The sequence below is a fragment of the Melioribacteraceae bacterium genome, from assembly GCA_030584085.1.
In the GTDB taxonomy this organism is placed as follows: Bacteria; Bacteroidota; Ignavibacteria; order Ignavibacteriales; family Melioribacteraceae; genus SURF-28.
This window is the reverse complement of sequence record CP129490.1, coordinates 2,097,436-2,123,714: the sequence shown is the minus strand read 5'-3', so window position 1 is coordinate 2,123,714 and position 26,279 is coordinate 2,097,436. Positions and strand designations below refer to the sequence as shown.

Annotated in this window: 19 protein-coding genes; 9 read left to right on the top strand and 10 right to left on the bottom strand. The window is 34.8% G+C overall.

Features of this window, described 5'->3' with window-relative positions; all coding sequences use genetic code 11:
* Nucleotides 1-82: 82 nt before the first annotated feature.
* A complete protein-coding gene (locus QY331_09690; GenBank protein ID WKZ68225.1) occupies nt 83-1,162 on the top strand; it encodes a DUF2911 domain-containing protein in 1,080 nt (359 codons plus the stop codon).
* 25 nt (nt 1,163-1,187) lie between these two features.
* Here QY331_09690 and QY331_09685 read toward each other — a convergent pair whose 3' ends face one another.
* From QY331_09685 to QY331_09675, 3 genes are all read right to left on the bottom strand, one after another.
* Entirely contained in the window at nt 1,188-2,291 is a 1,104-nt protein-coding gene (locus QY331_09685; GenBank protein WKZ68224.1) for a hypothetical protein, read from the bottom strand.
* A 114-nt stretch (nt 2,292-2,405) separates the two neighbouring features.
* Nucleotides 2,406-2,774, bottom strand: a complete 369-nt coding sequence (trxA, locus tag QY331_09680; GenBank protein ID WKZ68223.1) for a thioredoxin — start codon at nt 2,772-2,774, stop codon at nt 2,406-2,408.
* A 76-nt stretch (nt 2,775-2,850) separates the two neighbouring features.
* Complete coding sequence (locus tag QY331_09675) at nt 2,851-3,600, bottom strand: glycerophosphodiester phosphodiesterase family protein (GenBank protein WKZ68222.1); 750 nt, start codon at nt 3,598-3,600, stop codon at nt 2,851-2,853.
* 42 nt (nt 3,601-3,642) lie between these two features.
* Between QY331_09675 and QY331_09670 the strand changes: the two genes are divergently transcribed.
* Both QY331_09670 and QY331_09665 read left to right on the top strand, forming a co-directional pair.
* Nucleotides 3,643-4,041 carry a hypothetical protein gene (locus QY331_09670; GenBank protein WKZ68221.1) on the top strand — a complete coding sequence of 133 codons (399 nt, stop codon included), beginning with the start codon at nt 3,643-3,645 and terminating at the stop codon, nt 4,039-4,041.
* 51 nt (nt 4,042-4,092) lie between these two features.
* Nucleotides 4,093-4,290, top strand: coding sequence for a DUF2892 domain-containing protein (locus QY331_09665; protein ID WKZ68220.1), 198 nt, complete (start codon nt 4,093-4,095; stop codon nt 4,288-4,290).
* A gap of 64 nt (nt 4,291-4,354) precedes the next feature.
* Here the strand turns inward: QY331_09665 and QY331_09660 are convergent, their stop codons facing one another.
* The 7 genes from QY331_09660 to QY331_09630 all read right to left on the bottom strand — a co-directional run bounded on the left by QY331_09660 (nt 4,355) and on the right by QY331_09630 (nt 16,705).
* Nucleotides 4,355-6,250, bottom strand: coding sequence for an ABC-F family ATP-binding cassette domain-containing protein (locus QY331_09660; protein WKZ68219.1), 1,896 nt, complete (start codon nt 6,248-6,250; stop codon nt 4,355-4,357).
* 49 nt (nt 6,251-6,299) lie between these two features.
* Nucleotides 6,300-8,084: an efflux RND transporter periplasmic adaptor subunit gene (locus QY331_09655; GenBank protein WKZ68218.1), complete on the bottom strand. Its 1,785-nt coding sequence runs from the start codon at nt 8,082-8,084 to the stop codon at nt 6,300-6,302.
* A 23-nt stretch (nt 8,085-8,107) separates the two neighbouring features.
* A complete protein-coding gene (locus QY331_09650) occupies nt 8,108-10,201 on the bottom strand; it encodes a copper-translocating P-type ATPase (protein WKZ68217.1) in 2,094 nt (697 codons plus the stop codon).
* Nucleotides 10,202-10,323: 122 nt separating this feature from the next.
* Entirely contained in the window at nt 10,324-11,853 is a 1,530-nt protein-coding gene (locus QY331_09645; protein ID WKZ68216.1) for a TolC family protein, read from the bottom strand.
* Nucleotides 11,853-15,680 (bottom strand): efflux RND transporter permease subunit, encoded by a 3,828-nt coding sequence (locus QY331_09640; protein WKZ68215.1) that lies wholly within the window; start codon nt 15,678-15,680, stop codon nt 11,853-11,855. The genes QY331_09645 and QY331_09640 overlap by 1 nt, the downstream gene beginning before the upstream one ends.
* A gap of 27 nt (nt 15,681-15,707) precedes the next feature.
* Nucleotides 15,708-16,109, bottom strand: a complete 402-nt coding sequence (locus tag QY331_09635) for a heavy-metal-associated domain-containing protein (protein WKZ68214.1) — start codon at nt 16,107-16,109, stop codon at nt 15,708-15,710.
* A 245-nt stretch (nt 16,110-16,354) separates the two neighbouring features.
* On the bottom strand, nt 16,355-16,705 hold the full coding sequence (locus QY331_09630) for a hypothetical protein (protein ID WKZ68213.1): 351 nt from the start codon (nt 16,703-16,705) through the stop codon (nt 16,355-16,357).
* Between the two features lie 299 nt (nt 16,706-17,004).
* Between QY331_09630 and QY331_09625 the strand changes: the two genes are divergently transcribed.
* The 6 genes from QY331_09625 to QY331_09600 are packed head-to-tail and all read left to right on the top strand — an operon-like array spanning nt 17,005 to nt 26,221.
* Nucleotides 17,005-17,874, top strand: a complete 870-nt coding sequence (locus QY331_09625; GenBank protein ID WKZ68212.1) for a hypothetical protein — start codon at nt 17,005-17,007, stop codon at nt 17,872-17,874.
* Nucleotides 17,875-17,886: 12 nt separating this feature from the next.
* Nucleotides 17,887-18,480: a tetratricopeptide repeat protein gene (locus tag QY331_09620; GenBank protein WKZ68211.1), complete on the top strand. Its 594-nt coding sequence runs from the start codon at nt 17,887-17,889 to the stop codon at nt 18,478-18,480.
* A gap of 4 nt (nt 18,481-18,484) precedes the next feature.
* On the top strand, nt 18,485-19,825 hold the full coding sequence (locus QY331_09615) for an NAD(P)-binding domain-containing protein (protein WKZ68210.1): 1,341 nt from the start codon (nt 18,485-18,487) through the stop codon (nt 19,823-19,825).
* Complete coding sequence (locus QY331_09610; GenBank protein ID WKZ68209.1) at nt 19,822-21,399, top strand: cytochrome c3 family protein; 1,578 nt, start codon at nt 19,822-19,824, stop codon at nt 21,397-21,399. Before QY331_09615 ends, QY331_09610 begins: the two co-directional genes overlap by 4 nt.
* Nucleotides 21,375-24,623 (top strand): hypothetical protein, encoded by a 3,249-nt coding sequence (locus QY331_09605; GenBank protein WKZ68208.1) that lies wholly within the window; start codon nt 21,375-21,377, stop codon nt 24,621-24,623. Before QY331_09610 ends, QY331_09605 begins: the two co-directional genes overlap by 25 nt.
* On the top strand, nt 24,623-26,221 hold the full coding sequence (locus QY331_09600) for a hypothetical protein (GenBank protein ID WKZ68207.1): 1,599 nt from the start codon (nt 24,623-24,625) through the stop codon (nt 26,219-26,221). The genes QY331_09605 and QY331_09600 overlap by 1 nt, the downstream gene beginning before the upstream one ends.
* The last annotated feature ends 58 nt before the right edge of the window (nt 26,222-26,279 follow it).

Sequence of the window (26,279 nt, the reverse complement as noted above, 5' to 3'; positions counted from 1 at the left end):
TGTAAAAATTTTCTTAAAATGAAACAGAAAATTTTGTAAATTTCATTCAGGCGACAAAACATCCATTAAATTAGGGGGATATATGGTTACCAGATCATTCCATAGATTTACATCAGTTTTATTTATTCTTATACTCGTCATAAATACCGTAGTTTTGGCTCAAAATCAGTTAACCGTTCCCAGAGTTAGCCCACATGCGTCAATAACTCAAACAATTGGACTTTCAACTATCACGGTTGATTATCACCGTCCTGCTGTGAACGAAAGAGAGGTCTGGGGGAATTTAGTCCCTTATGGTTTAACAAATCTTGGGTTCGGAAACGGGAATCCTGCACCTTGGCGAGCCGGAGCTAATGAAAATACGACAATCTCATTTTCGCATGATGCAATGGTAAATGGAAACAAAGTTGATGCCGGAACTTATGGACTTCACATGATTCCTTCAAAAGGTGAATGGACAATAATTTTTTCCAACCAGACAACCGCTTGGGGTAGTTACTTTTACGATGAAGCCGAAGATTATCTTCGATTTAATGTGTCACCGCAAGAGACAGATTTTACCGAATGGTTGACTTACACTTTCGATGATATCACCTCAAATTCGGTTATCGCTTCTTTACGTTGGGAAAATTTAATGATCCCTTTTAAAATTGAGTTTGATCTTCACAAGATAGTTATTGAAAGTTTTGAGGATGAGTTAATCGGTTCTGCCGGATTTTTTTGGAATGCATATAATCAAGCAGCAACGTATTGCATTAATAATAATGTGTATTTGGATAAAGCAATGGTTTGGGCGGATAAGGCGATTTCGTTAAACAGAACACTGCCGACATTGATTACTAAATCCAGAATTCTAGCTGCTTCCGGCAAGGAAGAAGAAGCAGACAAACTGGTTGACGAAGCGTTACAAATCGGATCAGAAAATGAAGTTAATATGTACGGTTATCAGTTGTTGGCTCAAGGAAATATCGATAAGGCAATTGAAATATTTGAATATAATATTGATCGAAATCCGGAATCATGGAATGTTTATGATAGTTTGGGAGAAGCGCTTAAGAATAAAGGTGAAATTGAAAAATCTAGAGATGCTTACAAGAAAGCAAAATCACTTGCGCCGGAAAGTCAAAAAGCAAGAATCGATCAGATTTTGTCTACACTTTAGTTAAATGAGAGGAGTTATGCTCCTCTCAAAATCTTAACTCAATTGCGAGTTCTATAGATTTTTCTGATGGAAGATCAATACCATTGAAAGAGTTGATATCATAATCAATCAATATTTTATTACTACCGAGAAAATGATAAACTATTCCAAAAATCAATCTCTTTTCTTCATAGAGATGAGAAAAAAAATCATATCTGGCGATTAAACTTGATGAAAGAGGTGCGATTTTTATCTCGCTGAATAAAGAATAGCCATCGGTGGTGACACTATTATTGTTTACCAAGTACAATTTACCAGATTGATCTCCTTCGCCTTTCATATAAGAAAATAACAAAGTAATAAATTCATTTTCAAAGGACATGCTGCCCAAGTCTAAATTGAAATTTGGCGATAATTCAATATTACCTTTACCAAATACTTTTGTATAGCTCAATTGTAATCCGGTTAAAAATTCCGGAAGCGGTCTTATTGATAATCTTCCTTCAAAAAGTTTATTTTGATTTTTCTCGATTGCATGGTAACCACCGCCGTTATAAATACCAATCGTTAAACTGCCATATTTACCGGGGTAATCTTTGTTTACTTTCTTTTTGTAATCGGCATCAACTTCGCCACCTAATAATGATGTAATTGTAATCCCATAATCCGCTGAACTAAGTATGTCATTTCTATCGAGGAACATTGAACCTTGAACTCGATATCGATTTATTTTTTGTTCAAAATCAATCCATGGGCGATGTACAAGACCAAACTCAATAAATGGTTTTGTGAATATGAAAAAGTCATCGGCATAATATCTTAGGTAACCGTACTTAAGTCTTAATTCTACATCGCCTTCACCATCACCTTCCTGATCTACGGAAATATCTTGAGTAATTCTACCAATGAAATTATTAGAAAACTTTTTCTCGAAAGTTATGTAGCCACGTTTGAGTAAGAACTCATTACTTTTTTTATTGTTTATATCATTGGATTGAAAACCTAAGAACCACTGTCCAGAAATATTAATGTCCTCTAAATGCTGCAAAATTTTTGAGATTGCAGTTGAATCAGAATTTACCTGAGCGAGTGAAATGTTGATACTGAGTAGAAAAAAAATGAGTAGAAACAGAAATCTGTTGAATACCATAGTTTACCGTTAAATTTATCAAGATTTCAGCAAACTTAATGATTTCTTAACATTCATAAAAATAAAAAAACCCGTCCAAGGACGGGTTTTTGTTTCCCCAAACAAGAAGAAATTTTAGTTAACTGTTTCTTCTTTTAATAAAACATTGTCAATGGCTTCTTTTAGTGCATCTTTTGGTAATGCTCCTTGAGCCATTTGTGGTTGATCATCTTTTGGGATAAAAAGTAAGGAAGGAATACTTCTTATACCAAATGCAGCGGCTAATTCTTGTTCAACTTCTGTATCTATTTTATAGATATTAATTTTACCGGCATATTCTTCGGATAATTCTTCTAAAACAGGAGCAACCATTTTGCATGGACCGCACCAGTCAGCGTAAAAATCTATTAATGCAGGTAGTTCACCTTGGTATTTCCATTCTTTATTGTTTTCAAAATCAAAAACTTTTTCGAGGAAAGTTTGTTTTGTTAAATGCTCAGTCATTAATACAACTCCATTTTTTGTGATTTTAATGAGTTTGATGAAAGAAAAAAGAAAAGGATTCAGAGTTTATTAACTTTTATCCAAGAATTTTTTCTAGGGGGATTTTTTCGAACACAAAATTATCTGCTAGATCTTTGGCTTTAGCTAATTGCGACTCAGTTTTGATTGTCCATGCTAGTATCGGAATTCCGTAATTTCGGTATAATTCCACCGGTAAATAGGGAAGATCATCAATATTATAATTTATGAAATGTGGTTTCGCCGAAAAGTTAAGAGTGAGATTCCTCAACATGTATTTGTAATGTAAAGGAACCGGCATCTCTCTAAATCTTGATGAAATTTGTCCGCGCGGAATTTCCGGTTTATTAATTTTTAGCCACCTAATCGTCAGCGGATTGAAAGATTGAAGCGCATATTGACCTTGGTAATTACTCAAGGTCTCTATTACAATTTCTTCAAATTTTCCCGGGCGTGCGAAATTTTTTATTTCTATTAGTATTGGAACTCTGCCATTAATATATTCCAGAAATTCAAGAAAGAAAGGAATCTTTTCGGACGTATTTACCAATTGAAATTTTCTAATTTCTTCAGAAGTTACTTGGTTGACTTGTTTATCCAAACCAACCATGCGAAGAAAATTATCATCGTGAAAAACAATTAATTTATTGTCAGAAGTAATTTGTAAATCAATTTCGATGGGTAAATTATTTTTGAGTGCCGCATCAAAAGCTGAAAATGAATTTTCCGGTTTGTCAGTAGTATTATGTAACCCACGGTGTGCAATCGGAGTTTCTTTTATCCAATTTAAAGTAGACTGAAAATTCATAGTTAATTTTGTAAATTGATTCCGGTAAAAGAGATTGTTTTAATGTTTAAGATAAATATTTTTTTCGTAATTCTTCTTTTGTCAGCAATAACAATTTCCGCACAGACGGATACTACAAATTCGTTACAAAATGATCCAGACGAAAGCATTTATCAATTATATATTAATCCTTTACTTAACCAACATAAGCTTTTTTTAGGTCAAGATGAATTCGAAATTTATGAAGAAGAAAGTTTCTACATTGATAAATTTGCAGGCAGGTTATCAGATTCAAAAAGTATAACGGAATTAAAATTGGAGATGACCGAATATCTTAAACGCAGACAAACACTAATTCCAAATTATGATCTTGGTGATTTTGGTAAGTACCTCGGTTACGCTCAAACATTTGCAGTTGTTTTAATGGCTATCGCGCATATTTCAAAATATGGTTTTAAATGAGAATCTTTTTTTATTCTTTCTCATCACATATTCATCATAAACGGAGGTTGTATGAAAGAAAATGTTGGTGGATTTGATAAGTATTTAAGAATTGCAATCGGAGTTGTAATTCTTATTGTTGGATATATCTACGAATCATGGTGGGGATTAATAGGAATTATTCCGCTACTTACCGGTTTAGTTAATCGTTGTGGTTTATACTATTTGATCGGAGCATCTACTTGCAAAACAAGTGACAGCAAAAAATAAATAATTGGGGGCTAATTATGCTCCCAATATTATTTTATTTGTAAAATATATAAGTAAATTCCGATCACTCTTGATTAGTCAAATCTTCTTTAATTTTATCAAGTTCAACCCATCTTTCGTAAAGAGTTTTTACTTTTTCTTGTGAGATCGTGAGTTTGTCCTTTAACTCATTTATCCGGTTGCTATATTCTTCATAAAAATTGGGTGAAGAAAATATTCTTTCAATCTCTTCAACTTCACTTTCTGCTAATACTATCTTTTGTTCAATTTGTTCAAGTTCCATTGCATCTTTATAACTAAGTTTTTTTCGTTTTGGTTTTTCACGGACTACTTTTTTTGTAGAGTCTATTTTGGCTGATTCATGTTCACTTTTACGATTGCTACGTTTTTGAATGTAATAATTATAATCGCCTTCACTATAATAAATCTTTCCATTTCCTTCGAGAGCAATTATTCCATTACATACTCGATTTAAGAAATAGCGATCATGACTGACTATTAAAACACATCCTTCGAATGAGATTAAAGCTTCTTCCAACATTCTAAGGGTTGGAAGATCCAAATCATTCGTTGGTTCATCCAGCATAATAAAGTTGCCGCCTTTGCTTAAAATTTTTGCAAGTGTTAGTCGACTTTTTTCACCACCGGATAAACGTCCAACAAGTGTGTTAATCCTATCATCAGTGAAAAGAAAACGCTTGAGATAAGACCAGATTGATAATTGTTGTTTGCCAAATAAGATAGAATCACTTCCTTCACCAATTGCTTCGACAACAGTTTCTTCATCATTAAGAAGGAGTCTGGCTTGATCAATATAGTTGAACTTAGTTGTCTCGCCAATCTCGACCTTACCATGATAAGTAGTTATTTCACCTAAAATTAATTTTAATAAAGTCGTTTTTCCGGTTCCGTTTCTTCCGACAATTCCTATCTTGCTTTTTGGTTGGAAAATGTGATCAAATCCTTGAAATAGAATTTTGTCACCAAACTTAACTCCGACATCCTTTAGCTCAACAACTTTGTTACCTAATCTTTCTGAAGGGGGAATGATCAAATCAACTTCAAGTTCCGGTTCAAAGTTTGAATTTGACGCAACCTCATAAAAATTATCAATACGGCTTTTCGCTTTAGTTCGTCTTGCTTTCGGTCCCGTTCTTATCCAATCAAGCTCACGTTTTAAAAAGTTTTGGCGTTTTCTTTCCTCAATTTCCAGCAGCTTTTGGCGTTCAGCTTTATTAATTAAGTATGCAGTGTAATTGCCTTGATGAGAAATAAATTTTCCCGAGGAGAGTTCAACAATTCTATTTGCAATTCTATCAAGAAAGTAACGGTCGTGTGTAACAAAAATACAAGTTCCGCTATAGGCAGCTAGAAAGTCTTCAATCCATTCAATCGATTCGGTATCAAGATGATTTGTTGGTTCATCAAGAATAAGTAAATCCGGATTTGAGATAAGCGCACGGCATAAAGCGATACGACGTTTTTCACCACCGGATAGATTTGTTATTAAAATTTCTTTTGCCGGAGCTCCCAATGTTTTAATTAAGTATTCTATACGCTTATTAAGATTCCAAGAGTCTTTTTGAATAATAATTTCTTCAAGCAAATGTTTCTTTGGCGAATCGAATGGAGTTTCTTCATACCTTTTAATTAAATTCAATTCGTTTTCTGCACCGGCTAAAATATTTTCATAAACATTTTTGTCTTCATCAAGGGTAAAGTCTTGAGAAAGGAAACTAACATTAAGCTCTTTCTTTTTACTTACAAATCCGGAATCCGGTTCAATTAAACCGGTAATGATCTTTAAGAAAGTAGATTTCCCGGCACCATTCTTACCAATTAAACCGATGCGGTCTCCTTCATGTACACTTAGAGAAGCTTGATCTAGAATTATATGCTCACCAAAGTGAACTTTTAATTCCAGCGCAGTTAGAATGACCTCAGTTACATCATTAGCCATGTTTTCACAATAAAATGAAAAATTAATTATTTAGAGAATGTTAATATAATCAATGTTGATGTTCCGATTGCCGGTTAGTTTTTTCTTCAGAAGTTTTATAGCTATCTATTGCACTAATTTTTTTTGTAACTTCTCCACAAGTTAACATCATATCACCAAAATATGGATTTCTTATTTCTTCAGATTCACTTAACCAATATGCACCTTTATCGTCAAAAGCCATAGGACAGTATTGAACGTATACCCAATCAATGTTAACTCCAAATAATTCTGTAGCTTTAATTAATGCTTCTGAAACTATTTCAAAATGTTTTCTTTGTTCTTCTATTTCGTTGGTTTCTATTACAGAAGAAAGTGAACTACTTACATTATTTTCTATTTCCATCCATTGATGATGCGGCTCGTCTTCAAGTAAACTCATATTTACATTTTTTAGAGAACGGTTAACTTTTTGTGCTTCTTTTTTTACTTTAGCCACATCGCTTTCTACAAAGGCATTTTTAAGAAGAAAGTAATTATTTACAACATCTGTTAATTGTGTTTTGAATGTATTATTAACTTCAAGACGTTTGCTTTCAGGTTGATTCATCATACTATGTTTGCCACTGAGCTGCGCTGCAGCATCGACGGCGAAGACTCCATTAACAACTATTTCTTCACCATCGGTTAAACCTTTTTCGACTATGTAATTATTCCCGGCTTGTGGACCTAAAATTACTTCACGCATTTCAAAAGTAGGGGATTCGGCTCTTGGTGTTTTTACATAAACTACCGAACGCTTGCCAGTCCACAACACAGATGTTTTAGGAATCATCAATGATTTTGATCCACTGTTCCTGGACATTGTTAAATTTGATGAAGTTGATTTCAAAATTGCATTAACAAACATGCCCGGCTTCAACAATAAACCGGGATTACTGGTTTCGGTTCTTACAGAAGCTGTTCTTGTTTGAAGATTGATTAACGGATCAACGAATGTAACAGTCGAACTAAATTCTTTACCGGGTAGCGAAGCTACATTAAAATTCACTTTACTTCCAAGATTAATCCAAGGAAGATCACTTTCATAAGCATCAAGCATAATCCATACAGAACTCAGGTCTGCAATTTCAAAAAGAATATCTCCTTTATTTGTATAGTCTCCAGTTGAAATATTTCTTTTTGTGACAATCCCGGAAACATCAGCATAAATATCTAATTCTGTAAATACTTCGCCTGCAGATTCAATATAAGAAATCTGTTTTTCTGTCATTTTCCATAAACGAAGCTTTTCTTTAACTGCTGAATAAATAGAAGGATTGCTTTCTTTGTTCTTTGCAGCTTCAAGAAGTTCTTTTTGTGCGCTTACTAATTCAGGTGAATAGATCGTTCCTAGTTTTTCATCTTTTTGTACTGTTTGCCCGGTGAAATCAACAAATAATTTTTCAATTCTACCGGAAAAGTCGGCAGTTATTGAAACAAGTTTTCTTTCATCGGGAAATACTTTACCTGTTAATGCTATTTCATATTCAGGAATATTGTAAGTTACTTTTTTTGTTTGGACATTTGCTAAAGCTGCTGCTTCCGGTGACATTGAATAAGTAAAATTATTTTGAACCTCTTGATTATTATTGGATAGGGGAATCAAATCCATTCCACAGATTGGACATTTGCCCGGTTCATTTTGCCTAATTTGTGGATGCATTGAGCAAGTCCATATTGTTTCTTCAGCAACTTCATTATTATGCAGATGAGTTTCAGAATTATTGCCGCCAAACAGAAACCAGCCGATTAAAAGTCCTGCCGATAGCACCAGAAAAAATTGGAATATCCGGTTTTTAAATATTGTTTTCATAATTTTTTTCTCACTTATTTAATTCATTTCATTGATTTTTTTAATAGCTGAGCATTAATTGCAACGATGATAGTACTCATGCTCATTAATACTGCTCCGATAGCCGGACTTAAAACTATTCCAAAGTTATACAACACACCTGCAGCCAAAGGAATAGCAATAATATTATAACCTGTAGCCCAGACTAGGTTTTGCATCATCTTTTTATAAGTCGCTCTGCCGAATAAAATAAGATCAGCTATATCTTTCGGATTTGAGTTTACAAGAATTATATCGGCTGTTTCGGCAGCCACATCAGTTCCCGAACCAACAGCTATACCAACATCTGCCTGTGCAAGTGCAGGTGCATCATTTACACCATCGCCTGTCATTGCAACAAACTCACCATTGTTCTGAAGTTCCTTAACTTTTTCAAGTTTTTGATGAGGCAGGACATTTGCCATAAATCCATCCATTTTTAATTCATCACTGACTTTCTTCGCAACTTTTTCATTATCACCAGTAAGTAATAAGTTTTTAATTCCCTCGCTCTTTAGAGTTTTTATTGCATCGAAAGATTCCTCACGTATCTGGTCTGCAAATGTGAAATAACCGACAAGTTTGTTACTAATCAAGATATATACGATTGTTGCTGCGGTTGCGTTTTTCGCAGAATCCGGTATCTCAATTTCCTTCTCTTTTAGGTAATTTGGTCCAACAACTTTTATTTCTTTACCTTCAACAATTCCTTCAATGCCTTTGCCCGGAATACTATCGAATTTTTCGGATTCAGGAACTTTAATTCCTTCTTCTTTAATTTTATTCATGAATCCTCTTGCTATATAATGTTCAGAGTGTTTTTCAATTCCTGATGCAAATTTGAGGAGTTCTTTCTCATCATATTGATTATCAATCACTATTATTCCAGATAATTCGTGTGAACCTTTAGTTAAAGTTCCGGTCTTATCAAAAACTATTGTATTAATTAGCCGTGCATTTTCGAATGCAGTGCGGTTACGGATAAGCAATCCTTTTTTTGCAGACATTGTTGTTGAGATTGCAACTACCAAAGGCACAGCAAGCCCTAGTGCATGCGGACATGAGATAACCATAACAGTTACCATCCTTTCCAGTGCATAAACAAATTCAAATCCAAGTGCAAGCCATACAATCAAAGTGATAACACCACCGATTAGAGCTACAAATGTTAAAATTTTTGCAGCACGATCGGCAAGATTTTGAGTTTTCGATTTTACTTTTTGCGCATCTTCAACGAGCTTTATTACTTTATTGAGGTAGCTGTCTTTACCTGTATGCAAAACTTTTATTTTTAAAGAACCGTTACCGTTGACTGAACCACCGATAACGTGATCATCTTTTTTCTTTTTAACCGGTTTGCTTTCACCTGTTAACATACTTTCATCGAGGTGACTTTCGCCGTCAATTACAACTCCGTCAACTGGAATTTTTTCTCCCGGTTTAACTGCTACAATGTCATTTTCTTTTAAATCTTCAACCGGAACGTCTTTCATCTCACCATTTAATACAAGGTGAGCATTCGAAGGCATCATTTTAACTAGAAGTTCCAACGCACGCGATGCACTTTTAACTGATTTCATTTCAAGCCAATGACCGAGAAGCATAATATCAATCAAAGTTGCCATCTCCCAGTAAAAATCCATCCCTGTAAGTCCGAGTGTAACTGCAAAGCTGTAAGCCCAGGCTGCGGTTATAGCAACTCCAATTAAAGTCATCATCCCGATACTTTTTGTTCGGACTTCATCATACAATCCCTTTAAGAAAGGAAATCCGCCGTAAAAGAATATGAAAGTTGCAAGAGCACTCAAAACATATTTATCACCGATGAATGTCAATTCAAAACCAAGCCATTGTTGTATCATATGCGATAATGCAAGAACCGGTATTGTTACGATAGTGTTGATAATAAATTTTTTCAAAAAACCTTCCACCGAATGACCGGCGTGTTTATCATGTCCGCCATGATCATGTCCATTTTGTTTTTTGTTATGCTCTTGCATATCATGTTCATCATGTTTCTTATGATGTGTGTGTTTTTCTGGTTCTTTATTATGAGGATGATGTTCATGACCACTGTCTTTATGATTATGTTCGTCCATATAATTCTCCTTAATTAAAAACACAAATTAATTCTTTAGAAAAACCCTTATTCAAAAACACAAAAAACAAATTCCAAATATCTTTGATTCCATTTCCCATCAACAATTTTTCATTAGTAAGTTTATCTTCCCAACAACCTTTCAAGCATTGCCACAGCTTTTTTTTGATCAACAATAGCATTTAAACTTCGTAAACGATAATCTAATATCTGTTGCTGTATTCTTAGTACTTCTTCAAACTGTGTACCCGATGTTGAATATTGAACAATAAGTAAATCAAGAGTTTGTTGTGCAATATCCCTTTGTTTTTGATACAATGTCATTCGTCTTTCTGCATCATTGAAATATTTTATGATGTTTTCATAGCTCGAAATTAATTGATTACTTGTTTCAAGTCTAAGTTGAGAGATTTCTTTCTGTCGAATTACTGATTCATCGATAGCTCCATCGTACTTGCCTCGCCATAGAGGAATACTAATTGTCGCCATCGGCATTACCATATTATTCGGTTCCATCATCGATCCGGGTCTCTGTTGAAAAATAGAATATTGCAAACCCAGACCAATCATCGGGTAACCCATTTTTTTATTCATTTCCTCTTTTGCAATTAATGCTTCTTCTTCTTTTTGAAGCATGCGAATCATCGGATTTAGAGAGCGAATATTGTTTGCTAATTCATTATCCTTCCCGGGTAATTGAGAAGGTTGGAGTGTATCGGGAATATTTACAAATTCATCTTCTGACCGGTTTAATAAATTATTAAACCGTACCATTAGTGGGTGCATACTATCGTGCATTAGTTCTAATTTATTTTGTAATTCGTTTATTTCAAGCTGCACACGAAGTACATCAATCATTGAATTATCAGCATTCATCGCAGACATACTACTCATACTTGATTTACCGGAAGTGGGCGTTGAGCTGGAACTTTGATTACTCATACTCATTCCACCCATACCGTTTGATGAAGCAGAAGATTGTTTGGAATTCATTGACGGGGTTTTTGAACTTCTTGTTTGACTTGTTCCACCGCTTTTTAATCTATTGATTGCAAGCTTTTCCAATGTTTGAAGGATCTCTAAATTCTCTTCGGTTATTCTTATTTCTTCCTGAAGCAGGTAAAGTTCATACCAAGTTGACTTAACTTCAAAGAATAACATACTTTTTGCATCGTTGAATGCTTCATATTTAGCTTTAGCCATAAGAGCGGCTTCTTCCTCAGCAGCTCCAAGTGTACCAAACCATGGAAACATTTGCATAAGAGAAATATCTGCTACCTGGTTGCCCATATATCTTTCCATCGGTTCAAGGAAGTAACCGAAAGTAAGTTGTGGATCAGGCAGGCTACCAACTTGATTGATTTTTTCTAATGAAGCTTGGTATGAATAAAATTTTGATTTTAATCCGGGGTTATTTTCAGCCGCAATATTCAGGTAATCATTAAGAGTTTGTGAATGAACAGTAATAACATTTACTGAAAATATTATAATAGCAGAAATTGACCATCTGAAAGATTTATAAGGATTAAAACTGTTGAAACAGTTGGAATTATGTTTTTTTTGTTCAATTACCCAACGGATTAATCCGTTGGTTAATAAGAGGTAAATTAAGTTTAAGAACCGTTTCAACGGTTTATAAGTTATTTTTTTCATTATTGATTCTTCCTTAATAAAAATTCTTCACGGGCAGAATAAAGTACGGGTACAACAAACAATGTAATCAACGCAATCGTCATTCCGCCGAAAGCCGGTATTGCCATAGGTATCATAATATCCGAACCTCTTCCGCTTGACGTTAAAACAGGTAACAGCGCTAACAATGTTGTTGCAGTTGTCATCAAACAAGGACGAACTCTTTTAATTCCCGCTTCTAATACTGCGGTATGAATTTCTTCTAAGCTTTCAGGTTTATTTTTTTGAAAACTCTGCTTCAAGTAAGTTGCAATTACTACTCCGTCGTCGGTAGCAATTCCAAACAATGCAATAAAACCGACCCAAACAGCGACACTTAAGTTAAATGTTCGCATTTGGAATAATTCTCTCATGTTAGTCCCGAATAATGAGAAATCCATAAACCAGTTTTGTCCATAAAACCAAAGCATTACAAAGCCACCAGCAAATGCAAGTGCTATTGCTGTAAAAATCATGAGAGATGTGGTAGATGATCTAAATTGGAAATATAATATCAAGAAGATAACAGCAAGAACAAGCGGAACAATGATGCTTAAACGCTTTTCAGCACGAAGTTGATTTTCATAACTTCCGGAAAATTTATAACTAACTCCCGCCGGTATTTCCAATTCACCGGAGGCAATTTTAGACTCAAGGTATTTCTGAGCTTCTTCAACAACTGTTACTTCTGCATAGCCGGGATTTTTATCCAACAAAACATAACCGACAAGGAATGTATCTTCACCCCTTATCATTGCCGGACCTTGGCGAAATTCGATCTTTGCAATTTGTGCAAGCGGAATTTGCGAACCGGTTGGTGTGGGAATTAAAATTCGTCTAATCATTTCGGGATTATCTCGCCATTCTCTTGCATATCTTGCTCGTATATTAAAACGTTCACGTCCTTCAACCGTCTGTGTTAAAGGAATACCACCGATCGCAACTTCGATATACATTTGAACATCACCGATACTTAATCCGTAACGAGACATTTCCGTACGATCAAGATCAATTTCAAGATAAGGCTTACCTAAACTTCGGTCAGCAAATACTGCTTCGGGTTTAACTGAAGGAACTTCTTTAAGAAGCGATTCTAATTTTAGACTGAAGTCTTCAATAGTTTTTAAGTCTGGACCATAAACTTTAATTCCCATCGGGGCACGCATACCGGTTTGCAGCATTACAAGTCGAGTTTCAATCGGCTGCAATTTAGGCGCTGAAGTTACACCGGGAATATCATTTGTAGCTTTTACAATTTCGTCCCAAATATCATCCGGTGATTTAATGTGATCACGCCATTGACGAAAGTATCTACCATTATTATCTTCGATTAAATTATCTTTTTCATCTCTAACGAATTCGTCGTTGTCGTCAATCTTGAAACGGATAGGATAACCGTTTTCATCAGTTATATATTCGTTTTTATAAAGGATAACATTTTCAAACATCGAAAGAGGTGCTGGGTCAAGTGCACTTTCAACCCTACCGGCTTTACCAACAACTGTTTCTACTTCCGGAATTGCTTGTACACGCATATCAAGTTGTTGCAAATATTTTTGGTTTGCTTCAACCCCGGAATGCGGCATTGAAGTAGGCATCAATAAAAACGAACCTTCATCAAGAGAGGGCATAAATTCTTTTCCCATTCCGGGAAATGAATGTGATAGAGTACTCCAAAGAGTTGTAGTGCGAATGTTTAATCCAACTGCATCAAACCCTTTGGGAATGATTCCAAAAAATTTGTCGAATCCGAGCCAAATATTTATCCCGAACAAAATTATAAAGATCGGAATTGTTAAGAATATCTTTTTATTATCAAGACACCATTTTAAAATCTTGGGATAATAATTTATGAATACTTTGAAGATGCCAAGCACGAGAGCAATAATGAGAATTATAAAAAAGAAATTAATTAACAAAGGATTCTTCACACCTAGCGGCATCCACTCTCCGGCAAGTAGCCAAGCAACAGCACCAGTAATTATTGCTACTGTAATTTTTTCGTGATGTTTTATTAGAAAGTCAATGTATAAACGGTATCGGGAAAGATTATATTTTTTGTAAAATGGATTTTCTTTTATTTCCTCATCATTAAATAGATTGTAGAGAGTATTGTTTAATCCAAGTAAAATTAAAACAACACCTGCCCAAGTGATCCAGAATAATGAAATAAATCCGAATACAATCAATGCGATGTTAAGATAAACTCGATGAACATTTTTACGTGTCCTTAACGAAAATAACCAATGAGCAAATGCCGGCATCATAAATAATGTTATAATTAGAGCCGCGACCAATGCAAATGTTTTTGTGAAAGCGAGTGGTCCGAATAATTTTCCTTCTGCTGCTTGCAATGTGAACACCGGAAGAAAACTAACAATTGTTGTTGATACAGCAGTAATTATTGCCGATGATACTTCAGCCGATGCATTGTAAACAGTCATCAACATTGATTGTCCCGGAGGGGCTTCGTCTTTATGCCGAAGAATATTTTCACTAAGAATAATACCGAGATCAACCATTGTACCTATCGCGATAGCAATACCGGAAAGTGCAACAATGTTGGCATCTACATTAAAATATTTCATCATTATAAAGACCATCAACACTGCAATAGGGAGCAGGGCAGAAATCATTAAAGAAGCTCGCAGATGCATTACCATAATAATGATTACTATAATTGTTATTAGAATTTGAAGACTAATTGCTTCATTTAACGTACCGAGTGTTTCATATATTAAATCGGTGCGATCGTAGAATGGAACTATTGTAACTTTTGATATTCTTCCGTCATCAAGTTTTTTAGAGGGAAGTCCCGGAGAAATTTCTTTTATTTTCTCTTTAACATTCTGAATAATCTTAAGCGGATTATCACCATAACGAGCAACAACAACTCCGCCAACCGCTTCGGCGCCGCCTTTGTCCAAGAATCCGCTATGACCTCGCGGTGCTGGCCCAATGTTTACTTTAGCAACATCAATTATTCTAATGGGAATGTTATCTGTTACCTTTACTACTGCCTGCTCAATATCTTCTAAAGATTTTACATAACCCAATCCGCGCACATAATATTCAGCCAAGTTTAACTCGATAGTGTTTGCACCGACATCAAGATTGCTTTGTTTAATTGCGTCAACAACATGCATCATGCTTACATTGTGTGCTTTTAGTGCAACGGGATCAAGATCTACTTGATATTCTTTTATAAATCCGCCAATTGATGCAACTTCTGAAACACCTTCCGATGCTGTCAATGAGTAACGAACATAGTAGTCTTGTATTGTTCTCAATTCGTGAGGATCCCAACCGCCAATTGGGTTCCCATCTTGATCTCTTCCTTCGAGTGTGTACCAAAATATTTGTCCCAATGCAGTTGCATCCGGGCCCAATGTAGGGGAAACTCCTTCTGGCAGCAAATCACTTGAGAGCGAATTTAATTTTTCGAGCACACGAGTTCTACTCCAATAGTATTCAACATCTTCATCAAAGATTATATAAATACTTGAGAAGCCGAACATCGATGTACTTCTTATACTTTTAACTGAAGGCAAACCAAGAAGAGAAGTTGTTAACGGATATGTAATTTGGTCTTCGACATCTTGGGGACTTCTTCCCATCCATTCGGTAAATACGATTTGCTGGTTTTCACCAATATCCGGAATTGCATCTACAGGAACTGGATCACGTGGAAGAAGTTCAATATCCCAATTAAAAGGAGCCGTTACGATGCCCCATCCCACAAACAAAATGAGAAGCAGCACCGTAACAAGCTTATTTTCGAGAAAGAATTTTATTAGTGTATTTATCATTGTCTTCTTAGTTAAATATATAAACGATTAGTTTTCTTCTTGTTTACTTTTACTTTCCTTTTTCTCATCTGATTTTAGTTCTTCTCTATCGAATTTGCAGCAGTTTGGAAGCTTTGAGTAAACTTCATCTGAAGCTTTATATTTTTCTGTATCATGTCCGACTTCTACAACGTTTTTATGTAGTTGATCTTCGCTAATTTTTCCTTTGAGATAAACAACAGTTGCCATCTTGGATTCTTTATCCCAGTCAGCCGATTCAACTCCATCGACCATTAAGGCTTTCTCGATTCTTTTTTCACACATCCCGCAATTACCAAAGACTTTAAACTCTGTGGTAACCTTTGCAACTTCTTCTTGTGCAGAGACATTTATAAATGACAACATTAATAATGATAAAAACAGAACGATAGATTTATTTATAGTTTTCATGGTGATACTCCTTTTTATTTAGTTTGATTGTTAATGTATGTTTGATTGATAACCGCTTAGGCAAGTAATTTTAAAAATTAATTGAGATTAGGATTAAGAGTAAGATTATGATTAACATAAAGACTTAATCAATTTACTAAGATTATGCTCTGAATAGCGATTAAAAACTAGAATACACTCATTAAGTCAATCGGAATAAATAATTCTTACTTACTTAATACTAAGCAGTTATAATTGTGTAAGTATCAAATTAGAAATACGGAAATGGAGAGATAGATTTTATTACTTGAAATCAGTGGGGGAGAGTGAACATTAAAAAATTCATTTCTTGTTAAGTTTAACTCAGTATCAAAACTTTCAGATGAAAGCAATGAAAAAACTTCGTTTGCAATATTCAGTTGAGTTTTGGAAGAAAGGAATGTGTCTTTTATCGAATTATCAACAATCAAATCTTGGCAGCAATTGTCTATATACTTCATCAGTGTGGAAAGTTCATCAGTTTCAGACTCACAGCAAGAAACTTCTTCAACCTTTGGAGAATGCATTGCACATTCTTCCCCAAATTGAATCGAGTCCCAGAAACTGATTGAATCCATCGAACCGCAGAAATGAGCTATTACTGGCATTCCTGTTGTGGATATTGTAAAGAGAGAAATTAGAAATAATATAGATAGTTTTTTCTTGATCATAGCAATAGAATAATATAATCTTTTTTACGTTACAATAAAAATAAAAATACTAACAATTTATTTATGTTTAGGATCGACAGTATAATCTATACAAGTTTTTATAACCTTATATCTGGAAAATATTTATTTTATCAGTAAATTCAAATGCATAAACAGAATTAATTTAACATTCTGAAGAAAGGAAAGTTTCAACAGGAGTTTTTTTGATGACTAAGACGCAGCATAATCTTTATGTTGGAGTTTTCATTTTAGCAGGTGTTGCCTCGTTTGTCTTGTTAATTTATAACGGATTTGATTACTATACCACCTCTCTAGAAGAAAGATTTTTTAATCCTTCACACACTTCTTTAAAACCGAGCGGTTCAGTAGGGCACGGTCTTGGAATTATTGGTTCATTAATGATGCTCATCGGAGTTGGAGTTTATATTGCTAGAAAAAGAATAAGACAATTCGGAAGAATTGGTTTGTTAAAACATTGGCTCGAATTTCACATTTTTTTGTGCAGTGTTGGTCCTATGTTTGTTTTATTTCATACTGCATTCAAGTTCGGTGGAATTGTTGCTGTAAGCTTTTGGAGTATGATCGCCGTTGTTTTAAGTGGTGTTATTGGAAGATATATTTATATTCAAATTCCTCGAAGTATTTCGGGTAAAGAATTATCGTTGAACGAACTCAGATTAATTGATGAAGAAATGGCTGAGAAATTAGAAGGGGAAAAAGGTCTTTCTCAAGATCTAAAAGATGAAATAAATAATTTTGATTTTAAAAATTATATGAAATCCGAGAGCGGTATTTTTACATTTCTTCTGAAAGGATATTGGATAACTTCAAAAATACTTTATAAAGTGAATAAAAATTTAACCTACAATAAAGTTTCAAAACAAAACAAAAAAACAATTTTAAAGCTTACCAAAACTAAACTGACTCTCAATAGAAGGATAAAACTTTTGAGATCAATGCAAAGTATCTTTAGGTATTGGCACATCTTTCATTTACCGTTTGCAATAATTATGTTAATAATAATGTTAGTTCATGTTGGAGTAACATTGGCATTCGGTTATAAATGGATTTTCTAAAAAGGAGTAAAAATGAAAATAAGACCTATTCACATATATCTTGGTGCTTTTATAATTATTATTATTTCACTAGTATTAATAACTTCGGAAGATACCTCATCTTCTTCATTTCAAGGGAATACAAACCAATCTCAATTACCGCAGGATGATATTCATCAAAATCTCGGGAATGCACCGGGCAGCGGAAATGTTTCAAGTGAATTTAAAGAGAACATGGCTCGTCTAAAAGCAGGATATGAGAATAATCCTTCCGATACTCTAAATGCTCTTGAATATGCACGGTTATTAGCGGCAGCACATCAGCCAGATGAAGCATTGGAGGTATATAATAAAATATTAGAATTTGATTCAGGAAGAACAGATATCCGACTCGAAGTTGCCACAGTTTACTACAATATGCAAAACTTTACCGAAGCGAAAAAACAAATGGAAGCAGTTCTGGCAAAAGAACCGGACTCACCCGATGTTCAATATAATTTAGGTGCTATTGAAGCAGCACTTGGTAATCTAGTCAAAGCAAAAGAGATTTGGGAAAAAGTAATGACTGAGTATCCCACGAGTGAAGCTGCAAAAATTGCTAGCTCTTCTTTACAAAACTTGAATTGAGAAATTGGAAGTTATATTAGAAAATACCGCAGCGTATCTATTTGTAATTATTCTAGCCAGTGGCATAATATATTTCTATCTAAGTCAGAATAAAAAGAAATCACAAGTTGTTGAAAAAAAGATTGAACGGGCAAAAGCACTTGGTTTTCATGATCCTGTTTCATTGCATCCAGTTATAGATTATGATATTTGCATCGGTAGCGGTGCTTGCGTGAAAGCTTGTCCCGAACTAGATATCCTTGGGTTGGTTAACGGCAAGGGAAATCCGGTTAATGCATCTAGATGCGTTGGTCACGGTGCTTGTTTCCACTCTTGCCCTGTCGAGGCTATATCTCTCGTGATGGGAACTGAAAAGCGGGGTGTCGAACTTCCTCACGTTTCCCAAAAATTTATGACCAATGTTGAAAACGTTTACATTGCTGGTGAACTCGGCGGAATGGGCTTAATTAAAAATGCAGTAGAACAGGGGAAACAAGCTGTTGAAAATATTTATTATTCTCTCAATAAAAAGCATAAGGCAGAATATGATTTGCTAATAGTTGGTGCAGGTCCTGCCGGTATATCGGCAACATTAAAAGCTCAGGAACTTGGATTAAAATATAAGACTGTCGAACAAGATACTTTAGGTGGGACAATTTATTCATTCCCTAGGGCAAAAATTATTATGACTTCTCCAATGGATTTACCACTCTATGGTAAAATCAAACTTGTAGAAACAAGCAAAGATGAACTTTTAGAACTTTGGAAAAATGTACTCATAAAAAACAAGATTACAATCAGCGAGGAAGAAAAAGTTCAGTCGATCCTAAAAAAAAATGAAATTTTTGATATAGAAACATCAAAAGGAAAATTTAGTGTGGCCACAATTTTACTAGCCATTGGAAGAAGAGGCAGTCCTCGCAAATTAGGTGTACCTGGAGAAAACAAACCGAAAGTTTATTATCGTTTATTGGAACCTGAACATATACACAATAAAAATATTTTGATTGTTGGAGGGGGCGATTCTGCAATAGAATCAGCTTTGCTACTTTCTGAAGAAAATAACAAAGTTACTCTTTCTTATCGAGGTGATTCGTTTAACAGATTAAAGCCACGTAATCTTGAAAAATTGGAGAGTGCCTTGAAAGAAAAATCAATTGATGTGATTCTAAATTCAAACGTTAAAGAGATTAAAGATGATTCGGTTTTACTTGTTACTTCTAATGATGAAAAAGTCCTGGAAATTAACAACAACTTGGTTTATGTTTTTGTTGGTGGTGAATTACCTAATAAGTTTTTAGAATCGATTGGAATAGAAATTACGAAAAAGTATGGAGAAACCGTTTTAACCCATCGAAAGGAGTGAAAAAGTATTTATATATATTATTAGTGTTTTCCGTCTCCCTATTAGCACAAATTTCACCGGGAGATTTGACTGAGGCACACAAGCACCTCGAAGGAATTAGCAATTGCACAAAGTGCCATGAGCTGGGAGAAGAGGTTAAAAATGAGAAGTGTCTGGATTGTCATTCGGATATAAGAAATTCTCTGCAAACCAATTCCGGTTATCACTCTCATCCGATGGTAAAACCAGAAAAATGCTATACATGCCACAGCGAGCATCACGGAAGAAAATTTGAAATAATTCGTTTTGATAGAAATACATTCGATCATTCGGCAACTGGATTTAATTTGACCGGTAAACATTCTTCCATAGAATGTGGTGATTGTCATACTACAAAATTTATCCTACTTGAGGATTACAAGAATAAAAAGGGGACCTTTTTTGGTTTATCACAAAACTGCATCACTTGTCACAATGATTATCATCAAGGTACATTAAGTCGTAACTGTGAAACGTGTCATAATACCGAAAAGTTTATACCTGCACAAAAATTTAATCACGATACTGCAAAATTCAAACTGACGGGTGCTCACATTAATGTTCAGTGTAAGGACTGCCATAAAATTGAAATTAGGAATAATTCTAGTTTCCAACTATTCGCTGGATTGCAGTTTGATAGATGTATTGATTGTCATGAAGATACTCACAAGGGAAAATTTGGACAAACTTGCGAAGATTGCCATTCAACCGTTTCTTTTACCAAAATAAAAAACATAGATAATTTTGACCACGCAAAGACAAATTTCCCATTAATTGGTCGTCATCAATTGGTTGGATGCAAAGATTGTCATAAGACTACTCTGTCAACTAAACCGAAGCATGAAAAATGTATTGATTGCCATAATGATTATCATAAAGGTGAATTTTCTGCGAACGGACAAACCAAAGATTGTTCGCAGTGCCATACAGAACTTGGATTCATGCCTTCTACTTTTACTTTGGAACTTCATCAAAAAACTCGATTCCCATTAAACGGAAGCCATCTTGCTTTACCCTGTTTCTTTTGCCATAAGAAAAATGAAGTCCATCAATTTCGATTTACAAATGTAAATTGTATCCAATGTCATGAAAATATTCATAAAGGATTCATGCAAACAAAGTTTTTAACTGATGAAAATTGCGAACAATGTCATAATACGACACTATGGAGCGATGTTGAATTTGATCATAGTAGAACAAATTTTAGGTTAGAAGGGAAGCATAAAGAAATTTTATGTTCAGATTGTCATTTTGAGAAAAGTGATAAAGAATTCAAGCAAAATTTTGAAAATTTACAAATGGCTTGTGAAAGCTGTCATAATGATGTGCATTTTAATCAGTTTAAAGTTGAGGGTAAAACAAATTGTGAAAGATGCCATACTTCTTATAGCTGGCTTCCTAAAAAATTCGATCATTCGAATACTTTGTTTCCTTTAGGGGGCGCACATTCAAAAGTCAATTGCCAAGAATGCCATAAGCAAATTGAAACACCGGTAGGAAAATTTGTCAAATATAAATTTGAAGAGATAAAATGTATAAACTGTCATTCATCTTAGTGCTGTTTTCACTTTCTCTAATGGCACAAGCGCCGCACGGCGATGGCTTTTCTCTCGATTGCAGCATATGTCATACTGCACAAAGCTGGAAGGTTGACTTTGATAAAATTTCCTTTGACCATTCTCAAACCAAATTTGAATTATTGGGACAGCATAAAATTGTAAATTGTACCGACTGTCATGAATCGCTTGTATTTAAGAATGTAAATAATAATTGTTTCGAATGTCATTTTGATATTCATGAAACGACAGTAGGAACTGAGTGTGAAGTTTGTCATAATAATAATAGTTGGGTAGTAACAAATATTAAGGAAATTCATGACTTAGGTAGATTCCCTTTAGTTGGCAATCATGCGATTGCTGATTGTGAAGATTGTCATATATCCGTTTCAGATCTACGATTTGAACCGCTTGGTTCAGCTTGTTATGATTGCCATAAAGTGGATTACAACAGTACACTGAATCCAAATCATGCTTTGTCTGGTTTTTCAACCGATTGTGAAGAATGCCATAGTTTAACGGATTCTGAATGGTCGGTGGCTGCATTTGCACACGAATTTTTTCCGTTAATAGGTGGACATCAGATAAGCAATTGTTTTGAATGTCATTCACAAAATACCTTTAGCGAGTTAAATTCGGAATGCTTTCAATGTCATCAAGCTGATTATGAAAATGCACAAATAATTAACCACGTTGCTTTAGGATTTGATACTGATTGTTCAATTTGTCATTCATTAAATCCCGGATGGAGTCCGGCCACTTTTGCAAATCACAATGATATTTATCCTTTAATAGGGGCTCATGCTGCTATCGCTTCGGATTGTAATCAATGTCACTCAACGGGTTATAACAATACTCCTAACCAATGTATTGGATGTCATGAATCTGATTATAATTCAACGACTAATCCATCGCACATTACATTAAATTTTTCAACCAATTGTGAAGAATGTCATTCTCAAAATGCCTGGACACCGGCAACGTTTGACCATGATGCACAATTCTTCCCAATATATTCTGGTGAACATAACGGTGAATGGAGTGCATGTTCGGATTGTCACATAGATGCAAACAATTATGCCGTGTTTAGCTGTACCAATTGTCATGAACATAACAAAACAGATATGGATGACGAGCATATTGGAATAAACGGTTATATCTATGAAAGTTCTGCTTGTCTATCATGTCATCCGACGGGTTCGGGTGAGGGGGGATTCAACCATAATACTACCAATTTCCCACTCACCGGTTCACATATAACAGTTGATTGTCAGGCTTGTCATATTTCAGGTTATCAAGGTACATCGATACTTTGCGAAGATTGTCATCAAGATGATTATTTAAACGCACCTGATCACACATCGTTAGGTTATCCGATGGATTGCGAACGATGTCATTCAACAACAGCTTGGGAAGTATCGACATTTAATCATAGTAATACTAATTTCCCGCTAACAGGTGCACATGTTACTCAAATTTGTAGCGATTGTCATTCTGCCGGATTTGAAGGAACTTCTACTTTATGTTTTTATTGTCACACGGATGAATTCAATTCCGCAATGAATCCTAATCATCAAAATTTAGGTTTATCAAATCAATGTGATGAATGCCATACGACGGATCCTGGTTGGAGCCCTGCTCAGTTTCCAAATCACAATGATTATTTTGTTTTATTAGGAGCTCATCTCACTGTTCCAAGTTGCGCCGATTGTCATACAATTGATTATAATACTACACCAAATCAATGTATCGGTTGTCATGAATCTGATTATGATTCAACAACTGACCCTGCACATCGATCTGCAGGTTTTACTACTGATTGCGAAGTTTGTCATAATGAAACTTCTTGGACACCAGCAACATTTGACCATGATGCTCAATTCTTCCCAATATATTCCGGTGAGCATAATGGTGAATGGAATGCATGTTCGGATTGTCATACAAATCAAAATAATTATAGTGAATTTGTTTGTACTAATTGTCACGAGCACAATAAAACTGATATGGATAACGAACATACAGGAGTTGAAGGTTATGTTTTTCTAAGTCAAGAATGTTTTGCCTGCCACCCTAACGGAACAGCAGAAGGGGCTTTCAATCACGCAAATTCAAACTTTCCTTTAACCGGTGCACATACAAATCTTCTGTGCGAAGATTGTCATCAGAACGGTTATCTCGGCACTTCAAGTTTGTGCTTTGATTGCCATAATAATAATTACAATTCAAGCCAAAATCCTTCTCACTCAATATTAGTTCTATCGCAAACCTGTGAAGAATGTCACTCAACAGATGTATGGATTCCTTCTACTTTTAATCACTCAACAACTGGATTTGAATTAATTGGTGGGCATCAGATTCCCGATTGTTCGAGTTGTCATACAACCGATGTCTCAACAACTCAAAATATTTGTTTTGCTTGCCATGAAAATGATTACTCAATCGCTCCTGATCATTCGTCTTTAGGTTATCCTACCGCTTGTGAACAATGCCACGTAACAACTAGTTGGCAAGAAACCACGTTTGATCATAACGGTACAAATTTTCCTTTAACCGGCGCGCATATTGGTGAGAGTTGCGCTAGCTGCCATAGCGATGGATTTTCAGGAACAAGCACAGTTTGTTATGATTGCCACACGAATGATTTTAACTTATCATCCAATCCGGACCATCAACAAATCGGATTAGGAACTCAATGCGATGATTGTCACACGACTAACCCTGATTGGAGTCCGGCTGAATTTCCTGTTCATGATAATTTCTATCAGTTGATAGGTGCACATGCTGCAATTAGTAGTAACTGTATTGATTGTCACAACGGTGATTACAATAATACGCCAAACACATGTTTTCAATGTCATCAAAGTGATTATAATTCAACAACTGATCCGTCTCACTCGGCAGCGCAATTTCCAACCGATTGTGAGCAATGTCATTCTCAAAATGCATGGGAGCCATCTACGTTTAATCACGATGGACAGTATTTCCCGATTTATTCCGGCGAACATCAAAATGAGTGGAATTCGTGCAGCGATTGTCATACGAATGCAGCAAATTATTCAGTATTCTCATGTATTGATTGTCACGAGCATAATCAGACTGAAATGGATAGTAAACACAATGATGTAAGTGGGTATGTTTATGAAAGCGTAGCATGTTATGAATGTCACCCTGACGGTAAAGCAGGTAACGTTACATTCCCAAGTTTAAAAGATAGTGAGTTTTGATGAAGAAACTGGTTTTAATAATTATATTAACTTTTTTACCGTTACTTGCACAGACGGTTACTTACATTAATGGTGAAGTGACCTACAAATCTGCGGAGCATATCTACATTCGATTCGAAAATTTTGATTGGCTGGAAGTAGGCGATTCTGTTTTTACTTTAAAAAATAACCAATATAAGGTTGCGGGAACAGTAAAATTTCTTTCTTCAACTTCGTGCGCTGTTGAGCCTTCAATTGATTTGAATGTCGGTTCGATTGTTTATCGTAAGTATCAACCTAAAATTCAGCCTGAAAAAATTGTAAATAAAGAAATAGATAAACCTATTATTACCGAAACTTCCGAGGAAATTAAAATTCAAGAGATATCAGCAGAAGTTGAAGGAAAGGAATCAAGATTTTATGGGAGAATAGGAGTAACATCTTATTCGAACCTGACAAACAGAGAAAAATCGATTAACACTCAAAGGTGGAAGTATAGGTCTTCATTAAATTACGAGAATATAGGCGGCTCAAGTTTATCTATGACAAGTTATGTAACATTTTCTTACCGTACTCACGAATGGCGAAGAGTAGAGAATAATTTAATGACTGCATTGAAGATATATAACCTAGCGTTTAAATATGATTTTAATAATGAAACTAATATCTGGTTTGGTAGAAGAATCAATTCAAATTTGGCAAACATTAGTACAATTGACGGTGTTCAGTTTGAATCGAAAGTAGATTATTTTGATTATGGTTTGGTGATCGGTTCCCGCCCTCATTTTTCGGATTTCGGTTATAATGCAAAGCTTTTTGAATACGGAGGATACATTGCTCGCACTGATTCGATTAACAATAAGATAATGAAAAACTCATTTGCATTATTTCAGCAGACAAATAATTTCAAAACAGACAGAAGATTTTTATACTTCCAGCATTCAAATAATGTTATAGAAAATATCGATATATTCTTTTCAACTGAAGTGGATTTATATAAAAGAGAAAAAGGGGAGGGAAAAAGTGTATTTGATTTAACGAGTTTTTATTTTTCTTCCCGGTATTCACCATCACGATTTATTTCTCTTACAGCCTCTTATGATGCAAGAAAAAATGTAGTTTATTATGAAACTTATAAATCAGTAGCAGATAGTATCCTTGAATCCGAAACCCGGCAGGGTTTGAGATTAAGAGTTACAGTTAAACCTATAAATTACTTGATGTTAAATTTTGGGACCGGTTATAGGTATGTTCCGGGAGATAATGAACCGACAAAAAATTATGATGGAAGCATCACGTATTCCCGAGTGCCCTTTATTAATTCATCCATAACCGTAAGCGGTAATTACTTGATGACTAACTATTTAGATGGAAAAATAATTGGTGTGCGGATATACAAGGATTTATTTGATGGATTACTAAATCTTGGTCTGAGCTATAGAAATTTGGTATATAATTTTACATCCGGGTTATCGGATTTAAAACAAAATATTTTTGAATCGAATTTATCTGTCAAATTTAGTGATTCAATTTACTTAAACATGAGTTACGAAGGTGCGTTTGAAGAAACTGATAGTTTTGGAAGAATATTTGTTAATTTAACTAAACGATTCAGATAAATGTTGTGAAGTCTTGATTATCTTATATAAAAGTAGTAATCAATAGCATATATGACTA